The 19593-nt window shown below is 61.3% G+C and carries 18 protein-coding genes; 16 read left to right on the top strand and 2 right to left on the bottom strand.

The genetic code is table 11. The features are described 5' to 3' along the window. Positions 1-77: 77 nt before the first annotated feature. The 16 genes from BST14_RS24320 (at position 78) to BST14_RS24245 (ending at position 17185) form a co-directional block, all read left to right on the top strand. The gene (locus BST14_RS24320; protein WP_142279571.1) at positions 78-989 is read left to right on the top strand and encodes an amidohydrolase family protein; all 912 of its coding nucleotides are present in this window, start codon (positions 78-80) and stop codon (positions 987-989) included. 70 nt (positions 990-1059) lie between these two features. Further along, positions 1060-1917 carry a phytanoyl-CoA dioxygenase family protein gene (locus BST14_RS24315; RefSeq protein ID WP_083066887.1) on the top strand — a complete coding sequence of 286 codons (858 nt, stop codon included), beginning with the start codon at positions 1060-1062 and terminating at the stop codon, positions 1915-1917. A gap of 34 nt (positions 1918-1951) precedes the next feature. Next, the gene (locus tag BST14_RS24310) at positions 1952-2497 is read left to right on the top strand and encodes a VOC family protein (RefSeq protein ID WP_083066886.1); all 546 of its coding nucleotides are present in this window, start codon (positions 1952-1954) and stop codon (positions 2495-2497) included. Between the two features lie 13 nt (positions 2498-2510). Next, positions 2511-4196 carry a class I adenylate-forming enzyme family protein gene (locus tag BST14_RS24305; RefSeq protein ID WP_083066890.1) on the top strand — a complete coding sequence of 562 codons (1686 nt, stop codon included), beginning with the start codon at positions 2511-2513 and terminating at the stop codon, positions 4194-4196. A 16-nt stretch (positions 4197-4212) separates the two neighbouring features. Beyond that, on the top strand, positions 4213-5178 hold the full coding sequence (locus tag BST14_RS24300) for an enoyl-CoA hydratase/isomerase family protein (RefSeq protein ID WP_083066885.1): 966 nt from the start codon (positions 4213-4215) through the stop codon (positions 5176-5178). Between the two features lie 31 nt (positions 5179-5209). Continuing rightward, complete coding sequence (locus tag BST14_RS24295) at positions 5210-6529, top strand: amidohydrolase family protein (protein WP_211280803.1); 1320 nt, start codon at positions 5210-5212, stop codon at positions 6527-6529. An 87-nt stretch (positions 6530-6616) separates the two neighbouring features. Further along, entirely contained in the window at positions 6617-7369 is a 753-nt protein-coding gene (locus BST14_RS24290) for an SDR family oxidoreductase (protein ID WP_083066884.1), read from the top strand. After that, a complete protein-coding gene (locus tag BST14_RS24285; protein ID WP_083066883.1) occupies positions 7366-7965 on the top strand; it encodes a carboxymuconolactone decarboxylase family protein in 600 nt (199 codons plus the stop codon). The genes BST14_RS24290 and BST14_RS24285 overlap by 4 nt, the downstream gene beginning before the upstream one ends. 61 nt (positions 7966-8026) lie before the next feature. Beyond that, the gene (locus BST14_RS24280) at positions 8027-8962 is read left to right on the top strand and encodes an SDR family NAD(P)-dependent oxidoreductase (RefSeq protein WP_083066882.1); all 936 of its coding nucleotides are present in this window, start codon (positions 8027-8029) and stop codon (positions 8960-8962) included. Positions 8963-9053: 91 nt separating this feature from the next. Then, positions 9054-9857, top strand: a complete 804-nt coding sequence (locus BST14_RS24275; protein ID WP_083066881.1) for an SDR family NAD(P)-dependent oxidoreductase — start codon at positions 9054-9056, stop codon at positions 9855-9857. A gap of 22 nt (positions 9858-9879) precedes the next feature. Next, entirely contained in the window at positions 9880-11055 is a 1176-nt protein-coding gene (locus tag BST14_RS24270) for an epoxide hydrolase family protein (RefSeq protein WP_083066880.1), read from the top strand. Between the two features lie 336 nt (positions 11056-11391). After that, positions 11392-12561: an amidohydrolase family protein gene (locus tag BST14_RS24265; RefSeq protein WP_083066879.1), complete on the top strand. Its 1170-nt coding sequence runs from the start codon at positions 11392-11394 to the stop codon at positions 12559-12561. A gap of 133 nt (positions 12562-12694) precedes the next feature. Next, the gene (locus BST14_RS24260) at positions 12695-13645 is read left to right on the top strand and encodes a spirocyclase AveC family protein (RefSeq protein WP_158085922.1); all 951 of its coding nucleotides are present in this window, start codon (positions 12695-12697) and stop codon (positions 13643-13645) included. A gap of 79 nt (positions 13646-13724) precedes the next feature. Beyond that, the gene (locus BST14_RS24255; RefSeq protein WP_083066877.1) at positions 13725-14927 is read left to right on the top strand and encodes a cytochrome P450; all 1203 of its coding nucleotides are present in this window, start codon (positions 13725-13727) and stop codon (positions 14925-14927) included. 116 nt (positions 14928-15043) lie between these two features. Next, entirely contained in the window at positions 15044-16201 is a 1158-nt protein-coding gene (locus tag BST14_RS24250) for an LLM class flavin-dependent oxidoreductase (protein ID WP_083066876.1), read from the top strand. 105 nt (positions 16202-16306) lie between these two features. Beyond that, positions 16307-17185: an amidohydrolase family protein gene (locus BST14_RS24245; RefSeq protein ID WP_083066875.1), complete on the top strand. Its 879-nt coding sequence runs from the start codon at positions 16307-16309 to the stop codon at positions 17183-17185. Between the two features lie 70 nt (positions 17186-17255). On the opposite strand, the gene BST14_RS24240 is transcribed toward BST14_RS24245, so the two are convergent. Then, entirely contained in the window at positions 17256-18515 is a 1260-nt protein-coding gene (locus tag BST14_RS24240; protein ID WP_083066874.1) for a cytochrome P450, read from the bottom strand. A gap of 43 nt (positions 18516-18558) precedes the next feature. Next, a complete protein-coding gene (locus BST14_RS24235) occupies positions 18559-19380 on the bottom strand; it encodes an epoxide hydrolase family protein (RefSeq protein WP_211280804.1) in 822 nt (273 codons plus the stop codon). Positions 19381-19593: the final 213 nt, after the last annotated feature.

Genomic DNA, 19593 nt, shown 5'->3' with positions numbered 1-19593 from the left:
TACCTCCTCGACGAACCACCTGACATGACTCCAACCTTCCCAAGAAGTGGAGTCTCCAGACATCCCGGGGCGGTTCAATCAGCTGGGGCGACTCGAAGTACAACCATCTGGAGGATGTCGGGGTCCGCATCTACAACCGATGGCTGGCGGAGTTTGTCTCGTCGGCCCCCGAACGCCACGTTGGTATCGCTCACATCCCGATCTCGGATCCGGCGGCGTGTGTCCGTGAGGTCATGTGGGCGGCTGAGGCGGGTTTGAAGGGCATCAACCTGCCGGCTCCGCGCGGTGACATTCCGATGCTGAACGACCCTGTATGGGACCCGATTTGGTCGGCGTGTGAGGAGACCGGATTGACGCTCAATACGCACGGTGGCGGCGGTGAGCACTACCCGTATGAGGGCCAAGGTGCGCAGGCGATGTACATGATGGAGACCTTGTTCCGGACGCGCCGCGGACTTTGGGTGATGATCCTCGGCGGGGTCTTTGAACGGCATCCCAAGCTGAAGCTGGTGCTCACAGAGCAGTGGATGGACTGGGCGTCCGGCGCGATCGCGGACATGGATGGGCTCTATCACAATCGAACCGGGGAGTGGCTCCGGGCGGGGCTATCGATGGCGCCGTCTGATTACTTCAAACGGAACTGCTACGTCGGGGCGAGCTTCATGTCCAACTGGGAAGCCAAGCTGGGCATCGAACAGGGTCTCGCAGATCACGTGATGTGGGGCGACGACTATCCGCACGCCGAGGGCACCTGGCCGGATACCAGAGAGGCAATCCGGTTCACATTCTCCGACATAGATCCCAAATACACACGAAAATATCTGGGCGGCAACGCAATCGACGTATATGGGTTAGACCGCGAAAAGCTGGCGAAGGTCGCAACCAAGATTGGTCCGACCACTGAAGAAGTTGCGAAGCCCTACACGGTCCCCGAGGACAAGGTCGTCGGGCTCTATGCATTCCGCACGGGCCCGGGCCGTTTCATCTAGCCCAACGCGCGGACGTTCGTGATCAGGTTCGTTCAAACCTGCGGATTGCTGACGAGGAGACACTCAAATCATGAAACACACAACTATCTTGGCGTCGCCGTGCCGGACGGTTATTCCAGAGGAGGTCGATTATCTTCACGAGTTCGGATGGGTGAAACTAAAGAACTTTGTCGATCCTGACGTGATACACAAGATGCTTGCTATCGCCCGCGAAAGGATGGGTGACGACGCCGATGGCCCTCCGGCAGGCCCCGAGATATCGGAGGCGTCGGCCAACGAAGCGAACCAGCCTCCCATCGCCTACTTCAACGTGGGGCAAAGCGCTTTCCTGACGGACCCCGTGATGCGACCTCTGATCAACGCCGTGGGGAAAAACGCGAGACTCCTCCAAAGCCGCAGAAGGTCAGACGGCTCAGCGGTCGGTGTTAGGTACTACGCGGACTATTTCGTGCCGAAGCTGCCTAGCGGCAAGCCTTCTCGAAATGGAGGAAACGGCACAACTGCCTATCATCAGGACTTCATCACCTTCTCCGTCGACCGGTCCGGTGGCCTGACGTTCTGGTTTCCCCTGGAGGCCTATGGACCGCAAGCCGGCACAATGTCGTTCGTCAACGGGTCGCATCGCGCGGGGGTATTAGGCGACTACACCACCTACGGCGATGGTGATGCGCTCGATGTCTTCCCCGAGCTTCGTGACCTAGGAATCAGTGAGCAGATGACCTATGAACTGGGCGACATCTCAGTTCACACGCATCTCACCATCCACGGCGCAGGGTTGAACACAATGGACCGCCCTCGCTGGGGCTACCTTCTGGCCACCCAGCCGGCAGACGTCTGCTGGAACGGGTCACCAACGCCGAATTTCGATTCGACGGGTATGAGGCCCTGGCAACCGCTAGACGACGAGCGCTTCCCGCTGATCGGATGAAGACGCGGAAAGCTCGATTCCTCAAGGACATTGGATGATGGCCAATTCTTCTGTGCCGAAGCCGTTTCCGAACCGAGACTTTATGCAGATGTGCTGGGTGGTGCCGGATTTGCAGGCCGCCATCGCCTCATGGGTGCACAACGCCGGAGTGGGGCCCTTTTTCTGTTTCGACGGGGTTCCGTTCGCTGAGGGGCGATACCGGGGGAGACCGGCCAAGTTCCCTGCGGTGACAGCCGCCATCGCCTACGCAGGCAGCCTGCAGATTGAGCTGGTCTGCCAGGACAACGACGAGCCTGGGATCTTTCGCGACCTGTTCTCCCACGGGCAATCTGGCTTGCATCACATGGCGTTGAACTGCCAGGACTACGAAGCAGAGCGCGACACTTACATCACGGCAGGCGCAGAACTCGCATTCGAGGGCCGGCTGGACGGCACCCGCACGTCCTGGGTGGACACGTCTCCCACTCTCGGCTTCATGGTCGAACTGCTCGAAGCCAGCCCGGCACGCCAAGAGGTGTTCAGCGCGATGCGCGCGGCCGCCGAAGCGTGGGACGGTAAACAGCCCACGGCCACCTTCTGAAATGGGTGGCGCGATGTTGCCGACGACGAATCGCATTCCGCTGCCAGATGAAACCGAACGGGCTTCAACGTTTCCGAAGTTGTTCGCAGAGATCGTCGAGGCACGCGCCGAACACGACGCGCTTGTGGTCGCCGCGGAGACGCTGAGCTACCGGGAACTTGATCGACGCTCTGCCAGGATGGCGCGAGCATTGTTGGCGCTCGGGGCCGGCAAGGGCACCCGAATCGCTCTTCTGGCGCCCGATAGCGCAATATGGCTGACCGCCTTTTACGCGGCCTTGCGCATCGGAGCGCTCATCACGCCGATCAGCACTCTGGCCACACCGAGCGAGCTGGCTCAGATCGTGCGCACCAGCGACGCTCAGATCGTGATCGGTGTTCGCCGTTTCCTTAATCACGACTATGCCGAGAACCTGATGACGGCCGTGCCCGGGTTGGCCGAAGGAAGCGCGGAAGCGCTTCGAATCGCCGGCGCACCATACCTGCGGTCGGTCTGGCTCGATGACGTCGTCGGTCTGCCATGGGCGAAGTCGATCGATAACCTTCTAGAACGTGCCGACGAGCCTGATGCACCCGATGCCACGCTGCTGGCCGCCGTAGAGCGGGAGGTCGTTCCCGGCGACGACGCGTTTGTCGTCTACACCTCTGGCAGCACTGCCACGCCGAAGGCGGTGATGCACAGTCAATGGGCGGTGGCGCGCCAACCTCGGGTACTGGCCGAGTATTTCGGTCTGCAGAGTAGTGACCGCACCATGTGCTTACTGCCGGCTTTCTGGATGGGTGGCATCATGACGGCCCTGCAAGTGCTCACCACCGGCAGCACGCTGGTGTACCCATCCAGCCCGAACATCGACGCCGCACTCGACACTGTCGGACGGATCCGCGTCACCAACATTGTGGTCTGGCATACGTCAACCAAGCTTCGCGCCGCGGCAGCCGCTCGCGGAGCCGACCTCGAAGGCATCCGGGTCACCGGGGCGCCGTCACGCGACGACTCCGGCGAGTTCGTTCCGCCGCATCTTCAGGCCAACCTGCTGGGAATGTCGGAGAGTTTCGGTCCGCACAGCGCCGAGCCGATCAACCGTCGCCTGCCCGAGTCCAAAGCGGGCGCTGCGGGTCGTGCGGTGAACGGGATCGAACGCCGGGTCGTTGACCCGGAAACCGCTGTCGAAGTGCCCACCGGGGAAGTGGGCGAGCTTCAGCTGCGCGGGGGTGCGCTTATGACCGGGTTCTACAAGGTCGATCGGCGCACGGTATTCACTTCCGACGGGTTCTACCCAACTAGCGATCTGGTGCGGATCGATGCCGACGGATACGCATTTTTCGTCGGCCGCACGGGCGACATGATCAAGACCAACTCGGCCAACGTGTCGCGCTTGGAAGTCGAAGCGGCGTTGAACGCACTACCCGATGTGGAATTGTCCGTCGTCGCAGGACTTCCGGATCCGGATCTCGGTGAAATCCTGGCCGCCGCAGTCGTTCCGGCAACTGGCGCCACTCCATCGGAGGACAAGCTCAAGGCAGCACTGCGCGAAACCCTGTCGAGCTTCAAGGTGCCCCGTCGCATCGTGTTCGTGTCACACGACGACGTGCCGAGGACGGCGACGGGAAAGGTGCTGCTCTTCGAACTGGCCGAGTTCATCGGATCCCACATCGGCCTGAAGCCGGATCGTACGACCGGCCAAATCATTGGAAAGTGATAGGGGTAACGACAAATTGGCCGAGAACCCGAGTCGACCGTCGGCGGAAGAGATCGTCCGGTACGAGAAGAATCCGTACACCAAGATCGCGACGATCACCCTCGATCGCGCCGACGCGCTCAATGGAATGACCATCGACGCCCAGCATCGCTACGCCGACCTAATACATCTCGCCAGCATCGACGATGATGTCAAGGTGTTGGTCATTCGGGCCAACGGGCCCAATCTTGGTACCGGCGCTGACCTTCCGGAGCTGTTGGACATCATGGCCGACCGGGGCGGCGTGTCGATGAACCACACCGTCAGGGTCCCGGACGACGCCGACGTCATCTACCCCCCGAAGGGCTCTTATCGGCATCGCGCGTCGCACGTCCAGTTCTACACCGACCCGAGTGCGGGAATGCGCAGCCTTCAAGACTTCAAAAAGATCAGCATCCTGGAGGTGCGCGGCTACTGCTACGGCTGGCACTTCTATCAGGCGGCCGACGCCGACATCGTGATCGCGTCCGAAGACTCGTTGTTCGGCCACGCCGCATGGCGCTACGCGGGTTTCGCGGCGCGCCAGTGGCAATGGTGCACGACGATGGGCGTCCGCAAGTTCATGGAGATGGTGTTCACGGGGCGACCGTTCACCGCGGAGGAGATGTACGACTGCGACTTCGTCAACGCCGTGGTCCCCTTCGACGAGCTTGAGTCGTTGACGGAGAAGTATGCCCTCGCCTGTGCGCGCACCCGGCCCACCGACACGGTGTTCGCCCAGAAGACCTTCTTCGAGATCTTCAAGCAGCACCAGGGCGAGTACATGGGCAGCATCCTCGCCGGCATGCTCGAATCGACTCTGGATCAGCTCCAGCCCGACCCGGATTCGTTTGAGCTCGATGACAAGACCCGCGATCGCGGGCTGACCAACGCAGTCCGCGACAACGACGAGCAGTTCCCCCCCGATTGGCGGCTGAGTCGACGCGGTCGGGCCAGCGAGTAGCTCTGCCACGGCATTTCATATCGAAGAAGGGATGACGATGCTGACGCTCACCAATGCCAGGGTCTTCGATGGCCACAAAATGCTTCCCGGCAGCCACAGCGTGAGTCTCCAAGGGGACCGGATAGAGGCGATCGACGATCACCTCGAAACGGTGTCCGGCGAGGTCGTTGATCTCGGCGGTATGACACTGATGCCCGGCCTGATCACCTGCCACCTGCACCCCGATTTCTACAAATTCAGCATCTCCATCGCCGCCACTGAACGGCCGGGCAAGGAACTGCCGCCCGGCGTCATGATGGCGATCGGGGTCCGCACCTGTCGTGTGCTGCTGGAGAGCGGCTTCACCGGCTACGCCGGCGCCTCCTGCGCGCATGACATAGATGCCCAGCTCAAGATGGCCATCGCCGAGGACATCATCCCGGGCCCTCGGATCCGCGCATGCGGCCACCACCTCGGTACCACCGGGGACATGAACAACGGTGGGCGATGGTGGAAACGGTACGAGACGCCGGGGACCGACATCTGCGTTGACGGCCCCGACGCGATGCGCGCGTTGGTCCGTGAGGAGATCAATCGCGGTGTCGAGACGATCAAGATCTTCGCCAGTGCCGGCCATGGCCAGCCGCATCGCACGACGCGCAACATGTCCCGAGACGAGATCGCGGCCATCATCAACACCGCTCACGAGCGAGGAGCGAAGGTGCGCGCCCACGTTTCCGACAAGGCGATGATGCTGGAGTGCATCGAACTCGGGCTCGACCTGATCGACCACGGGGATGAAATCGACGAGGAAGTCATCGAGGCGATGGTGGAGGCCGGAACCTTCTGGGTGCCAAGCCTCATCTACCCGTGGAGCCTGCTCGAACTCAATTACGCGGCCGAGGTGGGCGTCACCCGAGAGCAGTACGACCACGTGCGAGCGATGTTGCCTTTGGCCCAGGCCGCGGGAGTTCGAATCCTGATAGGCGACGATTACAGCGGCATCTTCCGCGACCTGTTCGACGACGACCCGCTGGACCATCAGGTCGGCAACTACGGTCGCGAGTTCGCCTATTACGCTGCAGTCGAAGGGCTTTCGACTGCCGATGTGCTTAGCTGGGGCACCAGCAACGCCGGCCAGCTATTGGTGGATTGGCCCGAGCGGGTCGGCGTGATCGAAGCTGGCGCACTGGCGGATCTCATCGTCGTGGATGGGGACCCTCTTGCGGATCCGTCGCTGCTCGCACGCCCTAACGATGCCCTCAAAGCAGTCATCCGCGACGGCGCGCTAGTCATCGACCGACTAGCTGACCGAACAGCGGAGCGACGCCGCAACACGGCACGTGGCTCTCAAGAGCTAGCTTTGCGGTGACAGCCACGTCTAGCTTTTATCCTGCCCCACAACACATCTACGTCACCAGATGCCGTACAGCCCTGGTCGAGGAATGACAGAGGAGTGATGACAAGCAACCAACAACGTGGTATCGCGCTGGTGACCGGTGCCGCTTCTGGCATCGGGCGCTCGGCGGCAGAGGCATTCGTGCGTCGCGGCTATGCGACAGCGCTGGTCGACATCGACCAGAAGGCAGGTCGTGAGGCCGAGGCGGAGCTTCGCCAGTGGGGAGAATGCACGTTCTTCCGCTGCGACGTGTCTGACGATGCGACCGTAAAGCACGCGGTCACGAAAACGGTAAAGACCTACGGAGGCCTCACCGCAGCGTTCAACGCGGCTGGTATCGATGGAGAGAATGGCAACGCCACCGCCGAGTGCACCATGGAGAACTGGAACCGCGTCATCGCCGTTGACCTCACCGGAACCTGGTCCTGCATGCGGTACGAGATCCCGGCGATCATTGAAACGGGTGGTGGCTCCATCGTGAACTGCTCATCCGTGGCGGGACTACGAGCCGCTCCTACGGTACCGGCGTACACGGCCGCCAAGCACGGCGTCATCGGCCTGACACGCACGGCCGCGCGCGAATACGGTCGGCAGGGACTACGCGTCAATGTCGTCTGTCCTGGCACTGTCGATACAACGATGTTTCGCCGGTCGATGTCACCCGGCATCATCGAACAGCTCGTTTCGAGTAACGCCGTTGGCCGGCTGGCTCAGGCAGATGAGATCGCTGCTGTGGCGCTGTGGCTATGCGATGACGCCCCAGGCTTTCTCACCGGTGAGACGATCACGGTAGATGGCGGCCTGTGCGCATGAGGAAGGACACCACCGGGAAAGTAGAACGCATGTCGCCCAGTGCTGCACCGCCCACATCACGAATCAACCCGATCGCGGTGGAGGCGCTCACCGACGAGCAGAAGTCAAAGATGGGCGGCTGGGATGAATTGCATTTCAATCGGGTCATGATGCGCAGCCCCCGTCTGTTCGACGTCGTCCTACCGCTGATCACCAAGGTGGTTGCGCAATCGGAACTACCTTCGCACGACCGACAGGTGCTGATCTTGCGGACGTGCGCCCTCACTGGTGAGGTGTACGAGGCCACACACCATGTGTTGATCTCGCATGCTGCCGGTTTGTCCGACGATGAAATCCAGGCAGCTCGAACGGGTGTGGGTCTTTCGCCGATTCACCAATTGCTCGCGCGTGCCGCCGAGGAACTCGTCAGCGATTTCACGGTCAGCGACGAAACATGGAAAGCCCTGGCGGATCACTACTCTGCGACGGAACTGATGGAAGTCGTCGGCCTGGTCGGCGCCTACACCACCATGGCAATGCTCACCCGAGCCCTCGGCATTCAACTCGAAGACGAAGAGACCATGAAGAGTTTCATAGCCCTGCGGCAATACGTATGAAACCACCGAAAGTCGTGAGATCGGCGCCTGGCGAATAAAAGAGATCAGGGAAAGGCAGCTAATGACCGAACTTCGCTTCGATGGCCGGACTGCGATCGTCACCGGGGCAGGCGGCAATCCCAGCATCGGTCGGGCCCATGCGCTGCTGCTGGCGGCTCGCGGTGCGAATGTCGTCGTCAACGACATCGGCCGTACCGTGGCGCCAGGGTATACGGGCACTGCGTCGGCTGAAGCGGTCGTCGACGAAATCCGGGCCGCGGGCGGAAGCGCTGTCGCAGACACCAATTCGGTGGCGGCCGAGGAGGGTGCGGCGGCGCTCATCCAGACCGCAATCGACGCATTCGGCGGCATCGACATCCTGGTCAACAATGCCGGCATCTCGATCGCCGCCTCCTTCGACGAGATCACCGCACACGACATCCGGCAACACATCGACATCAACCTGATGGGCACGATTTGGACGTGCCGCGCCGCCTGGCCGCACATGAAGTCGCAGGGCTACGGGCGCGTCGTGAACACTTCCTCGGGTGCGTTCACCGGCGCGCCCCTCCTCGTCGCCTACAGCGCCAGCAAGGGCGGCATCTTCTCGTTCAGCCGCGCGCTCGCCGCCGAGGGAGACGCCTACGGCATCAAGGTCAACACCATCAACCCCGGAGCCTTCACCCGCATGGTGGCCGCACAGCAGAACGAGAGCTCGCCGATGTACCAGCTCTGCAAGACAAGTCTGCCAGCAGAATTGGTGGCCCCGGTCGCCGCCTTCTTGGCGCATGAAAGTTGCCCGGTGACCGGCGACACGATCACCGGCGTCGGTGGACTGGTGAACCGCGTCTACATCGCCGAGACGGATGGCTTCACCGAAACCCCGCTTAGCCCAGAGACTGTCGCAGCCCGCTGGCACGAGGTCATCGCCGACACAGCCGAAAACGCGGTCTCGGCCGCCGCCAATGACCCCCGCGAATGGGATGTGAAGCCCTACGTGATCTCCGAGTGCATCTAGGTCAAGACGGGAGGATCGAAATGTTTGTAGTTCGTGTGTCGAGCCAGGATGCCGAATCCGGTGCTGCAGCCTCGAAAGCAAAGGGAGACAGATGAGTCGATTGGACGACAAGGTCGCCCTTGTGACCGGAGCGGCCGGCGGGATCGGCGGCGCGACGGCGATGATGATGGCGGCTGAAGGTGCCCGTGTCGTCGTCACGGATATCGATGACGACGGTGGGCGAGTAGTCGTCGAGAAGATCCAAGCTCGCGGCGGCGTAGCGAAATATCTCCATCTCGACGTCAGAGTCGAGGCCGAGTGGCTCGATGTAATGCGCGAGGTGGAATCCCGATTCGGCGGCCTTGATATCCTGGCCAACGTCGCCGGGGTCTGCGCTCTCACTGAAATCGGCGACATGACCTACGATCAGTGGCGTTGGCACTTCCAGGTGGATCTTGACGGCAAGTTTCTCGGATCGAGGAGCGCCTTGCCGCTGCTCGCCCGCTCCGGACGGGGCAGCATCGTCAATATTTCCTCTTCGACCGTGATCCACGGCACCGCCGGCGCCACCGCGTACGCGGCCAGTAAGGCTGGTGTCTTGGCCTTCTCGAAGGCGCTAGCCGTGGAGTGCTCGGAGGCTCACACGGGCATCCGTGTCAACAGCATCATTCCCGGCCCCATAGAGACACCGATCTGGGTCAAAATGTTCCACGGCGGTATCCTGCCCCGACCCGACCACGTTGACTATGAAGCGATCATCTCGAAAATGCGCGACGGCGCGAGCGCCGCCAACCTCGTGAAGCGCGCCGGAAGACCCGACGACATCGCGGCGGCAGTCGTCTTTCTCGCATCCGACGAAGCCGGATATATCAACGGTACCGACCTTATCGTCGACGGCGGCAGGGCCATCGCCTGAGTCAACGCGAGGGTACGTGAATATGAGCGCTGAGCAATTCGAGGTCGCCGTGCCAGAGGCAGATCTTGACGATCTTCGTTTTCGCCTCGCGAACACACGATGGGCTGACGACGTCGGCAACCGCGACTGGCGTTATGGCGTCCAGCGCGAGTGGCTCGAGGACATGGTGCGCTATTGGCGCACCGAGTACGACTGGCGAGCACAAGAGCGCGTCATCAATCGATTGGCGAACTTTCGGGTCACGATCGATGAAGTGCCACTCCACTTCGTACACATGCGAAGCCGCAATCCGAATGCCGTTCCACTGCTACTGCTGCACGGTTGGCCGTGGACCTTTATGGATTTTTTCGCACTGCTAGACCCGTTGTCGGACCCAGTCTCTCACGGAGGCAACATTCTCGACTCGTTCGACGTCATCGTTCCATCGCTCCCAGGCTTCGGCTTCTCGACGCCGCTCACCCAGACCGGCCTGACGGTACCGCGTCTGGCGGAACTCTTTGCAAGCCTGATGACCAGGGTGCTCGGCTACGAGCGCTTCGCCGTGGGCGGTGGCGACTGGGGCGCGGTGATCTCGATGCACGTCGCACATGCCTACCCAGCGGAAGTGATCGGTACCTTCACGACGATCCCGTTCTACCCGGGGCTCGATTTGGCCGGTATCACCGCCGAACATCACACACCCGATGAGCGGTGGATGCTCGCCCGCAAAGCCGAGACGCAGGATTTCGTGACAAGCCATTTCACGGTGCAGAGCCTGGATCCACAGACGCTCGCCTATGCCCTGGTCGATTCCCCCGCGGGTACCGCCGCTTGGCTGTGGGAGCGCCGCCGGTCGTGGAGCGACTGCGACGGTGACCTACTGGCCGTGCACGACCGCGACTTTCTGTGTACCCTCGCGTCGATCTACTGGCTGACGGGCACAATTGGGACATCGCTGCGGATCTATTGGGAGAGTTACCATTCCGACCCGTTCCGACGGGTGCACGACCGGATTCCGGCGGTTGAGGTTCCGGCAGGCTTCGCCATTCACCCGAAGGAAGTCATGCTCGTGCCTCGGTCCCTCGCGGCCGTCGGCACCAACCTGCAGCGCTGGAGCGAAATGCCGCGGGGCGGTCATTTCGGCTTCGCGGAACACCCCGACGCGCTCGTCGAAGAGCTTCGGACCTTTTTCCGGCCGTTGCGGCGGTACGACGTATAAGTGTTCACCACCGAAAGCCGTCAATGGATTACCACATCTCAACCCAGACAGAAAACGGAGCGCCAATCCTGTGACCGGGATTGACAGGTGCGGGGGAGCATCTGTTGTCTCTGTCGAGCCTGCTGAAGTGCCGTGAAGATTTGTCTTCTGCCGACGCCGTCCGAGCAATATTTGCCACGCCGGGCTAAATTTGCCACGCTGTTGCACAAATCTGTGTTCTGTGGTTAGCATCACAAGGTCCACACCGCTAGATCTCGCATCGGGGTCTCGAATGGGCACGTGCTTCGAGACGCTCACTTCTGAAGCCCTGCGGAGGAATTCGACGGAGAGGTTGCCATGCTCGATGAACGCGTGACGTTTGAAAACCCGCTAACCGCGGATGCCGGCATGATCGTTGACCGCAATAGCCAGTCGCGCGAGACTGCGAAGTTGCCCGCTGACCTTGTCCTCGTCTCGGCCGACAACCATGTCGAGCTGACCGAAGACATATTCTACGAGCGGTTCCCCGCTGAACTTCGTGAGGCCGCGCCGCGCGTCTGGTTCGACCGCTACTGGCGTGTCGGCTTCAAAGACGCGATGCAGGCCTACCCGGACAACGCCGATGTCGACACCGCACTTGCCCGTTCGGTCCTCAACGACGGGTTCGAGTTCGGCGTCCGCAACCAGCATCTCGACGCCGAAGGGATCGATAAGGAAATCGTTTATCCGCAAAGCCTGCTGGCGTTCATCCGCTACCCCGACCAGGACATGCAGGAACTCATGTACCGCACCTACAACGAGCACATTGCCGAACTAGGCAAGAGGAATCCGGGTCGCTTCTACGGCGTGGGCGTCTGCAGCAACTGGTGGAACCCGGATCGCGCCGAAGAAGCGGTTCAGCAAATCGTCGATCTCGGTCTCAAGAGCTTCATGCTCCCGTTCAACCCCGGCAAGAACGCCGCAGGCGAAGTGATCGACTACGACAGCCCGGAGATGGACCGCTTCTGGGCGTGCGTCGCCGAGGCGAACCTGCCGGTCAATTTTCACATCGGCGAGGTGCCCTCATCAGGGGGTCGTGGCGGCTTCGGAACGTTTTTCCTCATGCAAGCCGCGCCGTTCCGTCGGGCCTTCGGCAGCCTGATATTTGGCGGCATCTTTGACCGCCACCCGCACCTTCAAGTTGTATTCGCCGAGGGCGGCATCAACTGGATCGCCGGGGCGCTCCAGGATGCCGAGCTCACCTATGGCGCGCATCGTGAGCTGTTCGCTTGGCAAATGAAGCACCGCCCCAGCCATTACTGGCATAACAACATGTTTGCAACCTTCCAGACAGACACGATCGGCTTGAAGCTGCTCGACTATCTCGGTGCTGAGCGCGTGATGTGGGGGCAGGATTACCCGCACAGCGAAGGCACTTTCGGTTATACCGCCAACGCCATCAACGAGATCGTTGATCTCACCTCTGAGGCGGACGCCCGCAAGATCCTCAGCGAAAACGCAATCGACCTCTACAAGCTTAACGACTGAACTGGCGGAGACGATGGCGACGCACTCGATAACCAAAAACCAAGCGCCGGCCGTCGGGACGGACCGGCCGGCGCCGGACTCACGGTTGCGTCCGATCCATTATTGGTCGGCCCTTGGGGCCATCTTTGCGCTGGTGCAGATCTACGTGTACGGATCGTGGATCTTCTCGGATGATGTTTATCGGCAGCCAACAGGCGCAGATCCGGTGCCGACACCAATCAAGGCCGCGGCCTGGATCGTGCAGGCGACCTGTGTCCTTGGAGGTGTCGCCCTCGTCATCTACCTCTGGCGGCGCTCCAGGCGCGAGGGGAAACTCGCGTGGGATGCACTCGTTGCCATCGCGTTTGCAAGCGTGTACTGGCAGGACCCGATTATCGACTTTGTCAGGCCGGTGTTTTTCTACAACTCATACCTGGTCAACTTTGGCGCATGGACTTCGCATATTCCCGGCTGGCTTAGTCCTTACGCCGGCAACCTCCCCGAACCGTTCTTGATGATCTTCCCGATGTTTGCGTTCCTGTTCGTAATATTCGGAATGCTCTTCTGCGCCATGGCCCGTTGGCTGCGACGCGTCAGGCCCACCATCAGCAACGTCGGGATATTCCTTACCGGCGTCCTGATCTTCGGGATCTTCAATATTGGTATGGAAGCAATCTTCTTGCAGACGCGCCTTTTCGCCTACTCCGGCGTCGTCAATTCGGTGTCTCTATTCCACGGCCAGACTTACCAGTTCCCGCTGTATGAAGCAGTCATCGCCGGCCTGAATGCCTCGGTGGTGGGGATGATACGGCTCACCCGAGACGACCAAGGCCATTCCGCAGTTGAGCGCGGCGTCGACGATGTGCACGTCGGAACGAAGGCCAAAACGTTGTTGCGCGTCTTGGCGGTCGTGGGCTTGGCCAACGTGATGTTCGTGGTGATGAACACCGTGTATATCGCGTTCACCTTCTACGTCGACCAAATGCCGTATTACCCCAGCTATCTCAAGAATGACATGTGCGGCGTTCATACTTCAGCCCCCTGCCCGGGCCCGGGTGTGCCGGTCTTGATCGACAACACGCCGCATCGGACGGGCTCACGATGACCATTGACCGGGTTTGTGGCGGGCCGGTCACCTTTTGTTTGCAGTGGAAGAGTCATGATTCTTGTGAGGGGCGGTATCTGTGACAGTTAGTGCTAGCAGCGAGGTGTATTACGACCCCTACAATGTGGAGCTCAATCTCGATCCCTATCCGATATACCGTCGGCTCCGTGAGGAAGCACCGCTGTACTACAACGAGCAGCACGACTTCTATGCGCTGAGCCGCTTCGCGGACGTCAATCGGGCAGCGGTCGACCACGAAACGTTCAGTTCGGCGCGGGGCGACATTTTGGAGACCATCAAGGCCAATATTGAGATCCCTTCGGGCTTCCTAATTTTCGAGGATCCGCCTGTCCACGACATCCATCGCAAGCTACTCGCCCGGATGTTCAGGCCGCGCAAGGTCAACGAACTGGAAGCGAAGATTCGTGAATTCTGTGCTCGGTGCCTGGATCCGCTGATCGGCACCGGCCGGTTCGACTTCGTCACGGACCTTGGCGCGCAGATGCCGATGCGGGTGATCGGCATGTTGTTGGGCATGCCCGAAGCCGACCAAGAAGCCGTCCGGAAGCGCTGGGATGCCAACCTGCGCACCGAGGCCGGCAAACCCATGGAAGTCGCCGCCGAGAACATGGACGCCGGCGAGGCCTTCGCCACTTACATTGACTGGCGAGCCGAAAACCCGTCCGACGACATCATCACCGAGCTATTGAACGTCGAATTCGAGGACGACACCGGTACCACGCGCCGACTGACGCGCGACGAGCTGCGCGCGTATGCCAGCCTGGTCGCTGGTGCGGGCAACGAGACGACTGGCCGGCTGATCGGCTGGATGGGCAAGGTTCTGGCCGAGCATCCCGAGCAGCGTCGTGAGCTGGTTGAGGATAAGTCGTTGATCCCGCAGGCAATTGAGGAACTTTTACGCTGCGAGCCGTCGGGTCCGAACATGGCCAGGTATGTCACCCGCGACGTCGACTACTACGGCCAGACTGTGCCGGGGGGCAGTGTGATGCTGTTGATGCTCGGCGCAGCCAACCGTGACGATCGCCAATTCCCGCCGGACGGTGATGTTTTCGACATTCATCGCGAGGTGCGTCAACACTTGACCTTCGGTATCGGCGCCCACTACTGCCTGGGCGCGGCCTTGGCACGTCTCGAGGGGCGGATCGCACTGGAGGAAATTCTCAAACGCTTCCCGGAGTGGGACATCAACCTCACTGAAGTCAAGTTGACATCATCCTCTGCCGTGCGGGGATGGGAATCGATGCCAGCTGTTGTCCGGTAAACCCGTATGCAACACGCCCGTGGTCTCGAACTCCGAATCGCCCTTGGCACACCCGAGCACTTCGATGGTTATGTCCTTGTCCGCAGCCCAGCAAAATTTCAGCGAAGGAGAGCGGCATGGAACAGCGCAAAGTAGAAACTGCCGTTTCGATGGTCATTGACCGCAATCTGCCAGCCGCAGCGGTGGGCGAGGCGGCGAAAACCATGCAGGCCAGCGGTGTGGTGGACTTCATGATGACTTGGGATCAGCTCACGAGCTGGATTCCGCCTTGCCTGTGGAACCCGGACAACACTCCACTCACGGACACGATCGGCGACATCGATTCGTTTCCAGATTGGAACGTAATGGGCGCATACGGCGTAGCGCAGGCGCCGGGGCTTGGGCTCTCGATCAGCATGGACGCGATCCGCCGCGGTCCCGCCGAGCTGACCCAGACCATGCTGACCACCGCCCACGTCACGCAGGGCAAGGTGATCTACCAGCTTGGCGCTGGTGAGATCAAGCAATGCCGGCCCTTTGGATGGAAGCGTGCCGAAGGTATCTCGCGGCTAGAGGATTTCTATCGCGCATTTCACGCATTCTGGAATAGCGACAAGCCGATCGACCTGGAGGGCAACCACGTCAAGTTCGACCAGGCCTGGCTCGGTGTCGCCCGAGGGCACCGGCCGCGTCTCTGGGGTCTCGGCGGCGGGGCGCGCATCATCGATCTGGCCACCAGCTACGCGGACGGCTTTGCCTCGTCGGTGCCGGTGGTGTGGAGCACGCCTGAGCAGGCCGCGGCACAGATCAGGGAGATGAAGGAACAACTGGAGAAGAAAGGCCGCGATCCCGAGCAGTTCGATTTCGGCATCTGGGGCTGCGTGCTGCTGCACGAGGATGAGGAATTCATCCGGCGGTCGTTGAAGAATCCGCTGATTGCCTGGACCGCGCTGGTGATGGGCCGCATTGTCCAATCGGATTGGCTGAAGGAAGGCATCGAGCCGCCGATGCCCGCCGACTGGCACTACGCGCTGAAAATGCTGCCGGTGAAGATCGGCCTTGACCAAGCGATGACGATGTTAAAGCGCCTCACGCCACAGCATTTGGAACGCTCCTTCTTCTATGGCACGCCCAAGCAGGTCGCCGCCGAGCTGCAGGCTTATGTCGATGCCGGCGCGACCTGGGTGACGCCACTCGACAATCTGCCGATAGTGGAGCAGCCGGCCGATGCCGCCACCGCCATCACACGCAGCATCGAGGTGTGCCGCATCCTCAAGGCCACTAACGGCGCCTGATTGCCGGAATGAACGAAACCATCACGTCGGGACACATCATCAGTCGCTGCAGCGCTTGGCGGGCGGTGTAATGAGCGTGGAGGCGTAGTGCCCGAAGGAGACACGATGGACATCGTCGATGCGCAACTTCACCTCGGGCGGGGGATGGTAACGCCGATGCTCGAGGCCATGGACGCATTGGGGATCACATCGGTACTCGTCGATGAGTTGTGGGGTGGCGGACTGGGGGAAGCGCATCCGACGCATATCGAACCCGGCTATCGGTTGGGGAATGGGGCATGGCGTGCGGCCTGGCCGACTGCGGAAGAAGCCAGCATTGTGCATCCTGATCGATTTTCCTATGTGGTCCGGATCGATCGTCGTGACCCCCAACTGGAGAGCGTCATGCGGTTCGTAGGCAGCACGCCCCATGCCCGCGCATTTCGGTTGCAGCCGGTATGGACGCTCGACGAGGTTGAGGCATTCGCCAACGGTGCGTATTGGCATCTGTTGGAGATCGCCCGTGAGGTAGCGCTGCCGCTATTCCTGTTCATCCCCGGTTACGTCGAACTGCTCGAGCCGTATGCGCGACGGTATCCGGACCTGACCTTCGTCATCGACCACTGCGGAATGGAATTTCCGGGCATTCCCCTCGACCGGCCGCAGCCCAAAATGCGCGCCGCGCAGGATGTCGGCTATTTCGATCAGGTGCTGCGCATGGCCGAACTCCCCAATGTCGCCCTCAAGTGGAGCCACGCCCAAGATTGCTTCGGGGTTGCGACGTTTCCCTACGACGCACTTCGGCCCCTCCTGCGGCGCGCGATCGAGGCGTTTGGCGCGGACCGCTTGCTCTGGGCAAGCGACAAGTCCGTCATGGCCGGACACACCTGGAGCGACCTTCTGGACTGCATTCGCAACGATCGGGAGTTGTCGCGGGACGAGCGCGAATGGATCTTGGGCGGATCGGCACGACGAATCTTGAAGTGGCCGTTGACGACTGACTGAGCCGAATGTGAGCGCCTCATCTCGCCGGGCGCTTTGCGGATTCCACGGGCGGTATCTGGATCAGAGCGGCTCAGAGCTGTTCCCTTGGTGTGAATTCCAGGTGCAACGCCGTAAGCCCGCGCAGCATATAGCCGGGGAAGTAATCGTAATGGCGGTTGCCCGCAGGGCCGTGCTCGGCCTCGCAGATTTGAATATCGGTCATGCGGTCGAGGATGCGTTCCAAGCTGACCCGGGCCTCGATCCGCGCCAGCGGGCCGCCCGGACAGCTGTGCACGCCCCGCCCGAAGGCGAGATGTTGGCGGGCATTGGTGCGATCAGCCCGAAACTCCGCCGGGCATTCGAACCGGTCGGGATCTCGATTGGCGGCTCCGGGCAACAGCATAACCGTGGTGCCCGGCGGAAGCTTGACGCCACCAATCTCGGTGGCAACGCGGGTAAGCCGGAAGTCGCTTTTAATCGGGCTCTCGATGCGTAACATCTCTTCGACAAAGTTGGGTATACGCTCACGGTGATCACGCAGCGTGTGTTGCAGCTGTGGCTGCTCAGCGAGAAGTTGCAACGAACTGGCGAGCAGACGCACGGTGGTCTCGTGCCCGGCGATGAACAAAAAGGTGGCCAGGTTCGCGATGTCGGTGGCGTCTGGCGTGGAGCCGTCAGGAAAAGCCGCCATGGCCAACTCGGTAAGGACGTCTTTTCGTGGTTCTCGTCGGCGATCCTCGATATAAGCGGTGAACCGCTGATCGAGGTCGGCAGGTGGGTCGACCGCGATCACACCCCTCTGTCCCTGGCGTGAGGCGTCGGGGTCGAACATCGAGTGGTCGGCTTCGGGCACGCCGAGAAGATCGGCGATTACCAGCAAGGGGAACGGGCGCGCATACGCCTGGACGAAATCACAGCGACCGTCGGCGACGAACTGAGCGATGAGGCGGTCAGCCAACCGCCACATGAATTCCTCATTCTCCTTGAGCCGCTTCGGCGTAAACAGCCCGTTGAGCAGAGTCCGATGTTTAGTGTGCTCCGGTGGGTCAAGGCAGGGAATGTACTCATGCCACAGGAACTGGTCACGATGGGCGTCAATAAGCGCCGAGATGTCATTGCCCTCCGGCATGAACGGCAGCGCCGAGAAGGGGCCAGCCGCCGAGTTGACCGACGAGAACACCGCGGTATCTCGATACACGGCAGCCACATCGTCGTATCCGGTCACGGCGACCACGCCGTGATGCGGCTCGCGAAACGCCGGGCACGTCTGCCGCAGATGTTCAAAGTACGGATACGGGTTCTCGACAACGGATGGGTCGGTGAAAAAGTCGATCCGATCGAAATCGGTCATCGCTCGCTCCTTTCCGTGTTAGTTGGTTCTGCCGCTATGTGCCCTACCGCACGGTTCGGAAGAACGAGCGGATCTCGTCAACGAGGATCGCGGGTTGCTCGAAGGCGCCGAAATGGCCGCCCCGGTCGAGCTCCTTCCACCAGCGCAGGTCCGGGTAACGTTGCCGGGCCCATCGCCGCGACGCCCGGTAGATCTCCTTGGGATATTGGGAGCAGCCGGCGGGCACAGGTACCGGGTCCCGGTTCAACCCGCGCAAGCTCTCCCAGTACAGTCGCGCCGATGAGGCCCCGACCGCCGGCAGCCAGTAGAGCATCACGTTGTCCAGTACGTCGTCTCGGCTGACGATGCTGAACAGATCTCCGTTGCAGTCGGTCCACGTCCAGAACTCTTCGGCGATCCAGGCGCATTGTGCGGCCGGTGAATCCACCAGGCCATAGCCGAGGGTTTGCGGCCTAGTGGATTGCTGCGTCGAATATCCTGTGCCCCAATGCTTATGATCGTCGATGACTCCAAGCATTGCCTGCTCGTCCTCGGTGAGATCGCTCAGCATAGATTCGGGCGGGCCGGCGATGACCAGGGTGAGGATCAGCGGCACCGCATCCGGGTGGGGGGAGCGAACATGCAAGAAGTGAATGCCCAATCCGTCGATCTCGGTCCGGTATTGGGCGAGATGATTGAGCCGATTTTCGGTAGGGCGCCAATCGTATCTATCGGCCCAGTACTCGCACAACTCCTGCACCACCGCTAGCGGGATGCCTTGGGACCAATCGTCGACCGTCTGCCGTTCGGGCCAGCGGGTGCGCCGCAGACGTTCCCGCAGATTCGATAGGTCGGCGTCGGAAACCCTGAGCTCGAACGGGTGGATCTCGTCGGCCATAAACCAAGCTCTCCTTGAGAAGAGGATGAAAAAGTGCTGGCGCCGACTGCGTTGTCGAACTCCGCTAGTGTCGTGCGCCAGGAATTCGTTGAAGATATGAAGCGAGGCGTTCGAAGATCTCATTTGCAGTCTTGGTCCAGTTGAAGGGGCGCGGGTTGTCGTTCCAGGCGGTGATCCAGTCCCGGATGTCTTTTTCGAGCG

It is taken from the genome of Mycobacterium arosiense ATCC BAA-1401 = DSM 45069 (assembly GCF_002086125.1).
Taxonomy (GTDB): Bacteria; Actinomycetota; Actinomycetes; order Mycobacteriales; family Mycobacteriaceae; genus Mycobacterium; species Mycobacterium arosiense.
The sequence above is the reverse complement of the archived record's forward strand: the minus strand, read 5'-3'. Positions and strand labels throughout refer to the sequence as shown.